The following is a 13838-nucleotide window of genomic DNA, read 5'->3' as shown; positions in this document are numbered from 1 at the left end:
TAGCAGTTGACGGCTTCCGCATTAGCCCTGAAACAGCGGGTCTGAGTCAGCCCCTTTGGCCGTGGACGGGCTACTACTTCCGGGATGTGCCCCTCAGCCTGACCGCTGAACCAGGCTTCGGCTACGCCTTTTCCCACTGGGAAGGCCTGCCCGGCGGACCTGTGACCGAAGCTGAAATTACTGTCACCGCGACCGGCAACCTGCTCCTCACCGCCGTTTTCACCGAAACCGAGATTGAAGCTTTTCCCGAAGCCCATACCGTGGGCTATGAGGACTTCTACCTGAGCGGCTGGCCCGCCGATGCACCTGCCGGAAGCTTCCCTGCAAATATGGCTTTTGTTTTTATGGATGAAGCCGATCCCGGCCTGAATGCCGCCGTTGCCGGTTTCACCTCCGGTGCTTACAACCTGGAGACCCGCACCCGCATCAACGGCCTGGGTGAGGACGGCTTCGCTTTCATCAATACCGGTAATGAGGACGGCAACCCGGGCTTTCCCGGTACGCGGCTCGGCGGCGCGCTCCTGGCCCTCGACACAACCGGCGACGATCTCACAACGGTTTCCTGGACCGGGGGCACGCTTGCGCCAAACTCGCGCGTGTACGCCATCCGCCTGCAGTACCGCATAGGCGATGAGGGGCCTTTCGAAGATGTGCTGCTGCCCAACGGCGAAGCGGTTGAGTACAACCGCAGCGACGAGGCCGGGCATACGCAGCGCTTCGAAAACATCATCCTGCCTGTCGAAGCGCAGAATCAGCGCTATGTGCAGCTGCTCTGGCGCTATTACTACACCGGGGAGCAGCTCGCCGAAGACAGCGGTGCCCGCGATCAGCTTAGCGTTGGTGAAATTGAGGTGAGCCTCACCCCGGCCGCCATCCCCGTTGAACCGCCGGAGCAGCCGTTGCGGGTGGAGCTGCATCAGAACTACCCGAACCCCTTCAATCCGGATACCATCATCGAATTTTTCCTATCCGAACCGGCAGAGGTGCGTCTCGAAGTTTTCAACTTAACCGGCCGGCATGTGGCAACCCTCACCGATGGTTTCAGAGGCAGCGGTTTTCACGGGGTGGTGTTTGATGGGAGTCAGCTTTCGAGCGGCATCTACCTCTACCGCCTCACAACCCCGAGCGGCACCCAAACCCGGAAAATGACGCTGGTGAAATAGCAGGCCGACAGCAGGGCTATGTTGTTGCGAAGCCGGTCTGCCCCGGGTATTATTTTTGAATAAAGTGGGTTATATTGGGAAGTTTACCACAAAAACCGGCAGCCTGCCGAACAATACAGGTCACCAAGAGTTAAAGCCGCTCTTGCCTGAAGGATGCACAATTCCTTCTCCCCGTTTTTCTTTCCGTCAATTCGCACATTTTTTATTTCAGGATGAATCAACCACAGGAACCAAAAAGCATCAACCTGCTCGACTTGCTGCTGAGCCTTGTAAAGCAAAAATGGTTCATCATAAGAACAGTATTTTTTGTAACACTCATTGCCCTTGTTGTGAGCCTGTTATGGCCGCCTACCTTTAAATCAGATTCTATTGTGATGCCGGTTAAGGCTTCGGGACCGTCCCTGGGCGGACTTGCGGGACTTGCCGGAAACCTCATGCCGCTGTCGTTCAGCGGTGAGAGCATCAATACCGAGGCGCTGAGCATCATCCTGAACAGCCGAACCGTGCGCGAGCGCATTATCGAAGAGTTCGACCTGATGGAAGTGTACGGGCACACCGTAATTGAGCAGACCCTGCGTACCCTCGATAACAACACCCGCATCAATCTGGTACGTGAAGGGGGCTTCGGCTTCAACCCCATCACGGCGATTCAGCTCTCAGTTGTTGACCGCGAGCCGGAGCGGGCACAGGCCATGACCGCCTTCTACATTTCCTTCCTTGATTCGGTCGTGACCCGCCTCAACGATGCGAATACCTTTGAGCGCTTTCAGGTGATTGAAAAACGCTATCACCAAAACCTGCGTGAGCTGGAAGAAGCCGAGCTTCGTTTCAAAGCCTTTCAGCAGGAGCACGGCATCATTGATATTGAGCGCCAAAGCTCGGTACTGGTTCAGTCCATGGCCGGCATTGCGGCGCAGATTATGGAGCTTGACATCGAAATTAACCTCATGCGAACCCGTGTGGAGCCGGGCAACCCTGAGCTGAACAACATGATTCGTGCCCGTGCCGAGCTTCAACGCGCCCTTCAGGACCTCAACACCCGCGGCGACCGCGAAATCAGCGAAAGCGCCCGCTTCCTTCCGGGATTTGCAGACGTTCCAGATCTTGCCCTTCAGTACATGCGCCTGTACCGCGATGTAGTGATTCAGGGAAAAATCTATGAAACCATTTTCCCGCAGTATGTGCAGCAGCAAATGCTGGTTGAGTCGCCCCGCCGCAACATTCAGATTATTGATGTAGCCCACCTGCCCACCTACAAAGACGGTCCCAAACGCGCCTTCATCGTAATTGGCGGCTTCTTTTTCAGTCTCTTTATCAGCCTGTTTATTGTGCTGTTCCGCGGCTACTATCAGGGCCTGGAGAAACACAACAGGGAAGATTACGAGCGCATGACCCAAATCAAAGAAGAGCTCTTCCGCTTCCGGAAGTAAACACTACCTAAGGGGCCGAACGCCGCAATGCAGCTATCGCAGGGAAACATACAACAGGGCTATCTGTTAACCGGTGCCGTTGCACTGAGTTTTGCGGTGGTGCTGTACCTGATTTGGCTTACCGGCCCGTTACTGCTGCCTCTGGCTCTGGTTGCCGTGCCGCTTGCGCTCTACGGCTACTGGCAGACCTTTGTGAAACCCTGGCTTTGGGTGCTGCTGATCGGCGTTGCTTCTTTTCTGGGCAACATCATGCACCTGGTGCCCGAGGGTGTTATTCCGCTCACCCTTTTCCAGCTGTTTTTGTTTGCATCGGTTTTCTCCATTCTGATCCGGCGGCTGATTGAAAAAGATTTTACGTTTAGGCTGATGGGCTTTGAGGCGGAAATCATTCTTTTTCTGGGCCTCATATTTTTATCGCTCATCTGGGCGCCTGATGCGCCTGACGGGTTCCGCGACGGCGTACGAGTGCTGATTTCCATCTTCTTTATTTACCTCGTGTTTAACGAGGTGAAGCGTACAAATGAAATCAAGCTGGTACTCATTGCGCTGGTGGTGGTGGCCGTGCTGCTCGGTGCTTACGGGGTATATCAGAATGTGACGAATGTGGGAGATACCGTAAGGAACATGCTGGGCGGCGGACGCTTCCTCAGGGGGCGCGTTACCGGCACAACGAGTGATCCGAACCGCTTCGCAACCATGTTTTTCATCCCGATGGCGTTTACGGCCTGCATCATCCTTTCCAAAAAACAGGCCTGGCACAAGATGATGGCTTTCGGGGCATTTGTGATTATGTCGGGCGGTATCATCGTAACCTATTCCCGCAGCGCCTGGGTCGGTGCCATTCTGATGCTCGTCATCATTGCATGGTACTACCGCAACGTGAAGCTGTTCGCCTATTTCGGCATCATGATTATCGTCGTGCTCATCGCCTTCCCGCAGCTCTCCTTCACCCTGCTGAATGCGGCGCAGCGCTTTCTCGACATCACCGCCGGTGCAGGCGACGACTCCTCGCGTATCCGGCTGTTGCTGGGGCTGGCAGCCATCGGCATGTTCCTCGATTCCTGGTTTATCGGCGTCGGGTTCAGGGGCTTTGTGGAAAGCTTCACGAATTACTATTCGCTGCACGAATCCATCGGGGTAGCCGAGCCGCATAATGTGGTATACACCGTGCTGGCAGAACTCGGGCTGATCGGTATCATTTTGTATGGGTTTATCATGTTTAAAATTTTCCGGACGGCCTGGCTCAACATAGGTCTGTCCGAAACGGAGGACGAAAAAATTATCGCCCTCACCTGTTTTTCTACCATTGTGGCCTTTTTTGTGTTTTATCAGTTTTATGGCGGCGGGCTTAACGACAATAATTTCTGGCTGATGTGCGCCCTCGCCTATTCGCTCTACTATGCCGGAAAGGCGGGCGGATCCAAAGAGGATGGACGTGACATAATTCCGCCACCTGAGGCTCCCGGGAATCCGTCAGCAGAAACGGCCGGGCCGGCTGCGCAAGCATGAAAGTACTGATTGTCGCAAAAGGCTACCCAACACGGGAAAAACCCTTTGTGCAGTCCTTCATCCGGGATGAAGCCTGCCTGCTTCACCGGCAGCATCAGGTGATGGTGCTCGACATTCAGCCCTTCAAACCCGGCCTTATTCCTGCCCTGCTCAGGCCCGCTTCTTACCCGGCAGACGGCTTCCCCGTTGAGCGGGCCCCCTATCTTTCGGTTCCGCGCCACAAGCTGCCGCAGCTCACCCGCCGCGGACTTGCTGCGAGGGTGGGGGATGCCATCAGCCGTTTTCAGCCGGATGTGCTGCACGCCCACTTTTTGTATCCCGGAATTCTCGCCCTCCAGGAAGCCCGCAGGATTGGTGTACCAACGGTGCTCACCCTTCACGGGGCCGACTGGTACGCTGCGCTCAAAACACCGGCGGTAAAAAAGCTTGCCGCAGCCGTATTGCCCCAAACCGGCCGCATCATTTGCGTGGGCCCTGGCCTGCACCGCGATGTGGTAAGCACCTTCCCGGAGCTTTCTTCCACCGCTGAAGTTGTGCTGCACGGCACCGATTACAGTTTTTTCAAACCCGCTACGGCTGGCAAATCTGCGGCTGTGTATCCGCGGATTTTATGCGTAGCGCGCTTTGTGCACAAAAAAGGGCTGCATTTGCTGGTTGAGGCTGTGGCCGGTTCTGATAAGCTCCGAAACTGCCCCCTCACCATTATTGGCGACATTACGGATGCGGCTTATCACCGTGAGATTTTGGCTCAGATCAGGGATTCGGGGCTTACCAATATCAGCCTGCTTCCCGGCATGGGGCGGGAGGCACTGCGGGAGCAGTTCTATGCCCACGATTTTTACGTGCAGCCCAGTATCGATGAGCCGTTCGGCCTCGCGCTGCTCGAAGCCATTGCCTGCGGGCTGCCTGCGGTCGCCTTCCGCAGCGGCGGACCTGATGTAATTGTAACCCCTCAAAACGGTATGCTGCTGCAAAAGCCCGATGCTGCAGCGCTCCGGCAGGCTTTGGAAGATATGTGCTCAGCCTGGAACACCTTCAGTCCGGCTCAAATGCACGCCGATCTTGCCGACCGTTTTTCGGAAAATGCGAAACGCAGCCGGCTTACCTCCATTTATGAAAGCCTGCGCGCATAGCGCAACGGCCTTAGCGGGTTGATGACGGCAAACCGGCCGCATGGCAGCTGCACTGCTTCGTGAAACGGGGAGGCGTGGCACCGTTTCTACCCGTGTGATTTCCCTGCCGGGAAACAAAGCTCAAAGCCGGTGCGGGATTTGGAGCAGCTGTAAAGCTTGTTCCGCGGAAAGACCCGTTAAAGAGACCTTAACCCGGCAGAGTTTTTCCAAAAAGCTCCTCAAATTTGTCGATAGAAGTTTCCCAGCCAAAATGAGGGGCGTGCTCAAAGGCATTTCGCGCATAATGTGCATAGTCAGCCAATATCCGCTTTATGGCCTCAGCTATTTCCGCCGGGTTCTGTGCTGAAACGGCATGCCCGAAAACACCGTCTGGGAAAAAGCCGTCGAAGCCCTGATTTCGCGTGTAAATTACCGGTACGCCCTGACTCATCGCCTCCACATAAGCTACGCCGAAGGTTTCGATAATGGAGGGAATTACGAGCAGGTGCGCGTTCCGGTAAAACCCAAGCAGCTCTTTTGGGTCGGAAACATAGCCGGCAAAGCGTACTTCAAAGGGATAAGTAGCCTGTTGCAGAGCAGCTGAGCGGGGCCCGTCACCAACTACAGTGAGCCGCACATTTTGCCCCTGCTTGGTTAATAGCTTAGCTGCTTCAATAACGGCTTCCACATTTTTGTTGCTGTCGAGCTGTCCCACAAAAAGAAGTTCCGTGGTATCCCCGTGCGGAAGTAGGGTCAGCTGCCGGTTTTCGAACCAAAAGTCGTCAGCGCCGTTGGGGATTACAACCGTTTTTTGGTCATAAACCGGATGAAAGGATTCCGGAAACAAAGCCCGCACGCTTCTCACATAAGCTGGCGACATGGTGTAGAGTCCGGCTGAATCCCGGATGATGGCCATCGCAAGCCGGCGGAAAAGTCCGCTTGGTTTCAGGAAAGTCTTCACATCGCTGCTCCGCACGGCTACAACATAGGGTGTGCCGGTTTTTCGCCAGTTCAGCCAGGCGACAACACCGTTTGAGATGAGCGTGTGTGCGCAAATCAGATCGGGGCGCCCGCGTTCAGTTTGCAGCTGCTCAAACAAACGGCGAATTTTCTGCGTCTTGAGCGGCCACAAATAACGCTCAAGGTACCTGAACGCTTTTGGGTTGTGGATGTAAGCCTGCCGGAAAGCCGGCTCTTCAGCGCCCTCCCGCGGACCCGACCGATCAGAAACCGGCGCGAGCACGGTTTGCAGGTATCCGCGATCATCAAGCCGCTTCACGATGGTTTCGTGAATCCGATTGGTGTAATAATAGGTGTTAATATGGAAAATATGCGGCAAGGCAGCTCAGACTTATGTGAGGTTAACGCGGCATTCAGCAAAGGGAAAAAGAAAACAAGGCTTGTAATGAAGTTTTTTTTCGCAAGTGCAGTCGCTCGGGAAAGATATCAAAAAATAAACAGGCTCATTTTCACTTAATTCCCCTTAAATAGTTTTATTTTGCCAAGCTGATGCAAAAAGCATCAGCTGTTCACTTTTTCACACCTGCAAGCAAGGTATCCTGCCGGAACATGCATAAACCCCGGAACACGCCCGTCGCCATTATTTCCCCCTGCTACAATGCCGCTGCGTTTATCCCGCACACCTGGGAAACGCTGCTGCACCAAAGCAGGCAGGATTTTATATGGGTTGTAACCGACGATGCCTCGACCGATAACTCGGTGGCGCTGCTGCAGGAAATTGCACAAAATGATGATCGGCTCATGCTGCTTCAGAATGAGCAGAATAAGGGCGCGGCGGTAAGCCGGAACCGCTGTATCGAAACGGCCCTTGCACAGGGCTGCACCTACCTCGCCTTTCTTGATATCGACGATTACTGGAAGCCCGCCAAGCTCGAAACCTCCATCCGGTTTCTCGAAGAGAAAAACGCGCACTTTTCCTTCCACAGCTATCAGAAAGGTAAAAACGGATCGGGCAGCATCATCCATGCCCCGGAGATCGTCACCTACGAAAGCATTGTGCGGACCAACTCTGTGCCGACTTCAACCGTCGTAATCCGCGCCGAAATCGTCGGGGATACCCGCATGCGCAACGAGCTCCGCTGGAATCAGGATTACGTTTTCTGGATGGACCTGCTGCGCAAAGGGTACAAGGCCTGCGGTTTTGATGAAGCCCTTACGATTTACAATGTTGGCCATAAATCCCTGTCGAGCAACAAGCTCAATAAAGCCCTGCGGCAGTGGCGCATCCTGCGCGATTACACCGAATTCGGCCTGTTCTCCCGGCTTCGGTTCTTTTTCGTGTACATGTTTTTCGGCACTTTCAAATACCTCAAATAAAAACGCTTTGGCTGGTTCGCAGATTTTTTGTTTGGGGTTTCGGGGGATGTGTGCTGTGTCCGGCGGCGGCCTTCTGAGCCGCACAAGCTACCCTGCTTCGGCCCGCTTCGGCCCTCATCACCTTTCCGGCAGGCACGGTGCTCCGCATCCTGAGCCGGCCCCGAATTGCCGGATGCCGCACCGCCATCGCTGCATTCAACAGTATGACAAAAACATGACGCACGGGGCAGAGCTGCTATGGATGTAAGACAAAAACTGACATCCCTGAAAAATTCCGATTTTCTCAAAAACATCGGAAAAATGATGAGCGGCACCGGTGCTGCCCACCTGCTCGGGATTGCCGTGTACCCGGTTCTCACACGTTTGTACACACCGGAGCAAATCGGAGTTTATGCCACTTTTGTTTCGATTTTCATGATTTATGCAGCCGTTGCAACGCTTCGTTACGAGTACGCAACGCTCATTCCGCGTACACAGCAGGCGGCAAACAATGTCACTTTTCTGTCGCTCTTTGTTCTGCTTGTATTCTCTTCTTTCTTGATGCTCACTCTGCTTGTACTGGGGCCAGCACTACGGGAAATGCTTAATCTTCAGGAGCTTGGCAGGCTTATTTATCTGCTTCCGGTGTCGGTTGTAACCTATAGTCTGTTTATGATCCTCACCTTTCACTTCAACCGCATCAAAGAGTACGGGAAGATTGCGGGTGCCAAAATTACGGCGGCGACGGGTATTGCGGGGGGGCAGGCAGGTCTGGGTTTTGGCGGCTTTTTGCAGTCGGGCATGGTTGTCGGGAAGGTGTTTGGTGATATCGCCGGAGTCGTTTTTCTGCTTTGGAAGCGGCGTAAGATACAAAGCTCGATAAGCGCAGGAGTTTCGCCTTTGCGCATGGCCGCAATGGCCAAACGATACCGGAATTTCGCCTTTTACAACACTCCGCATGCCCTCACCACTACCTCATCGAACAACTTTCCGGTGCTGCTGTTCAACAGCTTTTTCTCAGATGCGATAGCCGGGTTTTATGCAATGGCCGCAAAAATCTGCTACTCGCCCGTGCAGGTCGTGGCACATGCGGCCTATCAGGTGTTTAGTCAGCGCGTAGCCGAAAAGTACGGCAAGCGGGAGCGCATCATCCCCTTTATCCACAGCAATCTCGCAATGCTTGCCGGTGTGGGCTTTCTGCCGTTTCTGCTGCTTTTTTTTATAAGCCCTAAGCTCTTTCCGTGGCTTTTGGGCGATGGATGGGAGATGACCGGTCTGTTCGTGCAGATTCTCACGCCCTTCATTTTTCTGGTATTTGTGGCAACGCCGATGAATTTTATTCCGCTGATGCTTAACCGGCAGCGCAAGGCTTTTGTTATCGATTTTTGCTATCTGCTGCTGCGGCTTGCGGCGCTCAGCATCGGCATCTGGTATCAGGATGTGATGCTGGCCCTGACCCTGTATTCCGCAGTTGGCGTGTGCGTGAACCTGTATCAGCTCAGCTGGTTCTATGCCATCGCCAGGAAAGCCGAGCGGGATATGTTTCCTGCCTGATGTTCCGGACAATAGCGCGGGCGAGCTGAAACCCCAAAAGCACGGGGTTTGCCGAAGGTTTGGGAGTACTGATCTGTACCGAAAAACCTGATGCGCACGGAGTTTCCCCCTAAAAAAGCAAACAGGAAAATTTAAGTCTTCAGGCTCAGGGTGACATTATGATGACACATTTTGAATGACTCGTTTTGGGATTTCCGGGATCACAAAAAGGTGACAAGTATTGGCATTAGCCTTTTCTCTACAACGCCGCAGCTATGGCAATTTCGTGCCGGTTCAGGAATTCTTCGAGGTGTGCCCGGCCGGGTCGGACATCGATCTTTGAACCCATTTTCATCAGCATCTGATACATGCCGAGGTGTGCCCGCGCCACGAAAATGAAGTGTTTGCTGCCGCGCGGCTCTTTGAAGCCAACGGCCTCACGGGCGAGGTTGGTGAACGCGTTGAAAAAGCGCGGATCTGCGAAATCAAATGTGTCGTGATCGTAGGGGGACACAAATTCCTTGCCCAGCCGCAGGGTGTATTCGTAGAACTTTTCGTCGTCGGGGCTGAAGTTATTGGCGTCGGGCACGATTTCCAGCCGCTCGTACAGCTCCTTCATGGCCTGCTCGTCGCGGGTGCGGTGTGCCACAAAAAGGCGCATGTAATCGAGGAAGAAATCTTTCGGGCAAACCTTCACGCATCCGAAATCGAGCACGCCGAGGCGGCCGTCGTTCATGAACAGGTAGTTGCCGGGGTGCGCATCGGCGTGCACGGTGAAGCTGTCGTTGATCTGATTGTGGAAGAAATCCCACATGAGCTGTCCGAAGTGGTTGCGCTCTTCCTGTGAGGGGTCTTCTTTGAGGAGTTCGTTCAGGTGCCGCCCTTCGAGCCAGCTCATGGTGAGCACGGTGCCGGTAGAAAGCTCCGGCAGGTACTCCGGCGTAGCCGTCGATTCGGATGCGTAGCGGGCGCGGAAGGCTTCGATTTGCTGCCCTTCGAGCAGGTAATCGGTTTCTTCCATGAGCTTGTTGCCGACTTCGGCGAAGTAGTCGTCGGCTTTGTCGCCTTTCACGATTTGTTTAAACAGCAGCTTGGCTACGGCAAGGTCGCTTTTGATGGTTTCGCGCACGTTCGGGTACTGCACTTTTACGGCAACATCGCGGCCGTCTTTGGTGCGGGCCCGGTGGACCTGACCAAGCGAAGCCGCGCGGCAGGCGTCGGGCTCGAAGCTTTCGAAAATGTTTTCGGGGTAGTCGCCCAGCTGCTTTTTGATGATGCCCCGCACCAAAACGCGGTTGATAGGCGGCACGCCGTACTGCGACTGTGTGAGCACTTCGGCGAACTCTTCGGGGAGCAGGGCATTGTCGAGGCTCATGCCCTGTGCGAGTTTGAGGGCGGTACCGCGGAGTTTGCTGAATTCTTTGAACAGCTCGTTGGCGTTGGTGCGGTTCAGCTCGCTGCGCGATTCCGGCGTGCTCTTTTTGCCCAGGGCTTCTTTCAGCCTGAATTTGGCGTAGTTAGTGCCGATTTTGAGGCCTGTTTTGGCCATGGCGGTGGTGCGTTCAAACTTGCCGGACGGGAATTCTTTGCTCAAGTGTGTGTTCGGTTTGGGTTGAAAATGGGAGGCGGAAAAGGCAGCGGGCAGATTCAGCTGCTGCGCTTACTTTTTGGAAACAAAGGGAATTTTGATGAGGCCTTCATCCCAGAAGAAGCGCGCAAGATCGGTGCCTTTATCGATGATGCGGTTGGTCATAAGCTCGGAAACCAGCCCGTTGAAGGTATCGAGCAGAGCCATGGTTTTCTGACGGTCGGGCGAGGTGTCGCGCATCCAGAATTTGATTACGTGCAGAAATTCCTTGCTCAGGAAGGCGTACACATCATCCCACAACACAATCTGCGCGGTGCGGCTCAGGCCCTGATGCGTGCTGATGATTTCCTTCAGCAGCGCCTCGTTTTCCTTACAGAACGGATGCCAGCTCTGGTTTTTGAAAACCATGGGGTTGAAGGTCGCCCGCACAAAAGGCAGCTGCTCTTCCATCATGTCGGTGATGGTGAGCATCATGTTGGTAAGTTTTTCGGAAAGGGTGAGCTCGCTGTACTCGTCGAGCTCAGCGATCATCAGGCGGTAGCGCTGCGGCAGGCTTTCGTACCAGAAATTAAAGACGGAAGGCACGTTCGGGAAAAGGGCATAAATACCGGAAGGGGGGATGCCGGCGGTTTCAGCGATTTCAAAAAGCCCGGGCTGCTCCCCGCGTACTTCCCATGCCTGTACGGCGGCTGTTGCGATGAATAGTTTTTGCTCGAATTCAGACAGATTTTCCATGTAAGGATAAAATCTAAGGTAAAGGTGAGATATGTGCCCATTTGAACCATCAGCCTGTAATAAGCGTTCAGAGCCATGATTTCCCGTGCAGTTTTGCCGGCAATCCGTTAGCTTGCACCGCTGTATGAAACCCGCCCATCATCTTTATTTCTGCCATGAATAAAAACCCGCAGCAACAGCATGCTTACCGCCGCGATTTGTTGTTTCTGATGTTATGCGCCGTTTTCCTTACGGCTCTGGTGATGGGCAACATCATCGGCACCACAAAATTTGTGACCCTGCTGCAGTTCTCCCTCCCCGACTGGATGGTGCCGCTCGTGCCTTCGCTGGTGCGCGATGAAAGCCTGTACACCATGAGCATACCCGTAGGGCTGCTGGCTTTTCCCGTTACCTTTCTGGTGACCGATCTGGTTTCCGAGCTGTTCGGCAGAAAACGGGCACAGCTGTTGGTTTGGGTTGGTTTTTTTATGAATGTGTTCATGCTGCTGGTGATGACCATCGCCTGGTACCTTCCTAACACTGGGGGCGTTAGTGCAGGTGAAACGCTTTTTGATGGCGTGTACGGCTTCATGGTGGGCAACACCATTGGCAGCATGATTGCCTACCTCGTAGCCCAGAGCATTGACGTGCGCCTGTACCACTTCTGGAAAAAGTTTACCAACGGCCGGCACTTGTGGCTGCGGAATAACGGTTCAACCATGGTAAGTCAGCTGGTAGATTCCACCGCAATCCTGAGTATTTTGTATTTTGCGGGGAATCTTGGGGATGGCGTAACAACCATAGGCGCACTGATTATCCTAATTTTTAACTCCTATATTTTCAAGTTCTTTGCAGCCTTGTTCGATACCCCGCTGATTTACCTGAGCGTGAAATGGCTGAAAGATTTTGAGGAAGATCCGGAAGGCCACAGCCTGTATAACCGAAATGTCGCTAAACCCGCCGAAGAAATAGCGAAATAACATTGCACCGAAAAGGCAGGGGTTATATATTAAAAACGCAAGCCATTACAGTAATTTAGAAAAAACCTTATTTCACCAGCCCGCCCGTGAATTACAATCAGGACTTTAGAAATCAGCTTACAACTCACGGGTAAGCATCTTAAATAAATCCGGAGCAAGGGGCCCTTATTTATGTCTCATCAGGAAAAAATTGCTTTAAACAGCCTTTTTTGGCGCGAACTATTAGATAAAATGCCGGCCACCGTGCTCATCTTTAAAATAGATGAGGACGAACACGCCCGCCTGTTCATCACCAACAGCAATATCCGTAAAGACCTCGGTTTCAGCCCTGAGGAGTATGTGCTGGCATCCGAATCAGAAGACAGCCCGATAACCGCAGAGCTTGATCTGCTTATCGATGAGGTGGCGAGGCTGAGCCACGCTTCAGGCCCTGTTCCGGCGCTGCCTACGGCCGTGCTCAGCAACCGGCAGGGCGAGCAGCTTCGGTTTTATTTCAGTTTCAACGTGTTTCAGTCAAAGGCGAACCGCTCTAATCTGATTTCTGTGAACCTGATGCCGGCTACCTCGGGCTCTTCAGATTCAGGCTACGATGCAGCCGCAGCACCGCCGGTTAACGGTCAGGCAGCCTTGAACGGGCAAATGACGCAGCCTGCCGGAATTCCGGTACCGCCTTTTGTTGCCAACTCGGCAGTAATGAAAGGAGTGCTCGAGAAAGCCGACCATGCCGCAGGCCTTAGCGCGCACATTGTGCTGCATGGCGAAGCTGCAACCGGCAAGCGCACCATTGCTTCCCGAATTGAGCAAACCTGCGTTTTTGCGAAACCCGGCACGGAAGTGCGCTATGTGGATTTCCGCGCTGCAAATGCCGATGATGAGCTGCGCTCCCTCCTTGCCACTGATGATGAAACCGGCGAACCCATACTTGCCGGGCTGCAGAAAAACCTGCTGATTCACCTCCGCGCACTCGATGCCGTGCGCATTCCGCAGCTTGAAGCCATAACCGCGCTTATCGACGCGCGGCAGGCGCAGGAGCTGCCCACCAAGCTCGTAATGACCTCCCGGCTCTCCCTCGATCAGCTTTCCGGGAGCGGCAGGCTGCCCGCAAACCTGCTGTACCGCTACTCGTTTTTCCCGATTCCGGTACCCCCGCTGCGGCACCGCACCGAAGACCTCCCGGAAATCATCAACCGCTGGCTGAGCCGCCTTGTTGCCGCAGCAGATCTCAGCCCTGCCCCCGCTTACACCGCACAGCAGATGCAGCAGATGCTGAATTATGACTGGCCCGAGAATTTTGAGACGCTCAAAGAAGTGATCCGCACTTCTGTGCTTTCCGCTTCAAACGGGAAACTGCCCCTGCGGCTGGGTTTCAAAAATATTGCTGACGGGAAGCAGGCCGGCCTCTTCGGCAATAAGCTCACCCCGGAGCTGCAGCAGATTCTCAGTTTCGACGAGATGAGCCGGATTTACCTCCGGCATGTGCTCGAACAAACCGG

The 13838-nt window shown here is 54.1% G+C and carries 11 protein-coding genes; 8 read left to right on the top strand and 3 right to left on the bottom strand.

Features of this window, described 5'->3' with window-relative positions; genetic code table 11:
• From LAT75_RS12645 to LAT75_RS12630, 4 genes are all read left to right on the top strand, one after another.
• The coding region (locus tag LAT75_RS12645) for a T9SS type A sorting domain-containing protein (RefSeq protein ID WP_291483037.1) at positions 1–1163 on the top strand (1163 nt) is incomplete at its 5' end.
• 212 nt (positions 1164–1375) lie between these two features.
• The gene (locus LAT75_RS12640) at positions 1376–2593 is read left to right on the top strand and encodes a Wzz/FepE/Etk N-terminal domain-containing protein (protein WP_291483036.1); all 1218 of its coding nucleotides are present in this window, start codon (positions 1376–1378) and stop codon (positions 2591–2593) included.
• 27 nt (positions 2594–2620) lie between these two features.
• Complete coding sequence (locus tag LAT75_RS12635) at positions 2621–4102, top strand: O-antigen ligase family protein (RefSeq protein WP_291483035.1); 1482 nt, start codon at positions 2621–2623, stop codon at positions 4100–4102.
• Positions 4099–5235, top strand: coding sequence for a glycosyltransferase (locus LAT75_RS12630; RefSeq protein WP_291483034.1), 1137 nt, complete (start codon positions 4099–4101; stop codon positions 5233–5235). Before LAT75_RS12635 ends, LAT75_RS12630 begins: the two co-directional genes overlap by 4 nt.
• Before the next feature lie 187 nt (positions 5236–5422).
• Here LAT75_RS12630 and LAT75_RS12625 read toward each other — a convergent pair whose 3' ends face one another.
• Complete coding sequence (locus tag LAT75_RS12625) at positions 5423–6553, bottom strand: glycosyltransferase (protein WP_291483033.1); 1131 nt, start codon at positions 6551–6553, stop codon at positions 5423–5425.
• 230 nt (positions 6554–6783) lie between these two features.
• Between LAT75_RS12625 and LAT75_RS12620 the strand changes: the two genes are divergently transcribed.
• Positions 6784–7551: a glycosyltransferase family 2 protein gene (locus tag LAT75_RS12620; protein ID WP_291483032.1), complete on the top strand. Its 768-nt coding sequence runs from the start codon at positions 6784–6786 to the stop codon at positions 7549–7551.
• 300 nt (positions 7552–7851) lie between these two features.
• Positions 7852–9084 carry a lipopolysaccharide biosynthesis protein gene (locus LAT75_RS12615; protein WP_291483031.1) on the top strand — a complete coding sequence of 411 codons (1233 nt, stop codon included), beginning with the start codon at positions 7852–7854 and terminating at the stop codon, positions 9082–9084.
• 238 nt (positions 9085–9322) lie between these two features.
• On the opposite strand, the gene LAT75_RS12610 is transcribed toward LAT75_RS12615, so the two are convergent.
• Both LAT75_RS12610 and LAT75_RS12605 read right to left on the bottom strand, forming a co-directional pair.
• On the bottom strand, positions 9323–10657 hold the full coding sequence (locus LAT75_RS12610; protein ID WP_291483030.1) for an AarF/ABC1/UbiB kinase family protein: 1335 nt from the start codon (positions 10655–10657) through the stop codon (positions 9323–9325).
• Between the two features lie 66 nt (positions 10658–10723).
• A complete protein-coding gene (locus tag LAT75_RS12605; RefSeq protein WP_291483029.1) occupies positions 10724–11386 on the bottom strand; it encodes a hypothetical protein in 663 nt (220 codons plus the stop codon).
• A gap of 155 nt (positions 11387–11541) precedes the next feature.
• Between LAT75_RS12605 and LAT75_RS12600 the strand changes: the two genes are divergently transcribed.
• The gene (locus LAT75_RS12600) at positions 11542–12345 is read left to right on the top strand and encodes a queuosine precursor transporter (RefSeq protein WP_291483028.1); all 804 of its coding nucleotides are present in this window, start codon (positions 11542–11544) and stop codon (positions 12343–12345) included.
• A 171-nt stretch (positions 12346–12516) separates the two neighbouring features.
• Positions 12517–13838, top strand: a 1322-nt coding sequence (locus tag LAT75_RS12595) for a hypothetical protein (protein WP_291483027.1), incomplete at its 3' end; no start/stop codon positions are given.

The organism is Cyclonatronum sp., assembly GCF_022565315.1.
In the GTDB taxonomy this organism is placed as follows: domain Bacteria; phylum Bacteroidota; class Rhodothermia; order Balneolales; family Cyclonatronaceae; genus Cyclonatronum.
Note: the sequence above shows the minus strand (reverse complement) of the source record. Positions and strands in the feature narration are given on the sequence as shown.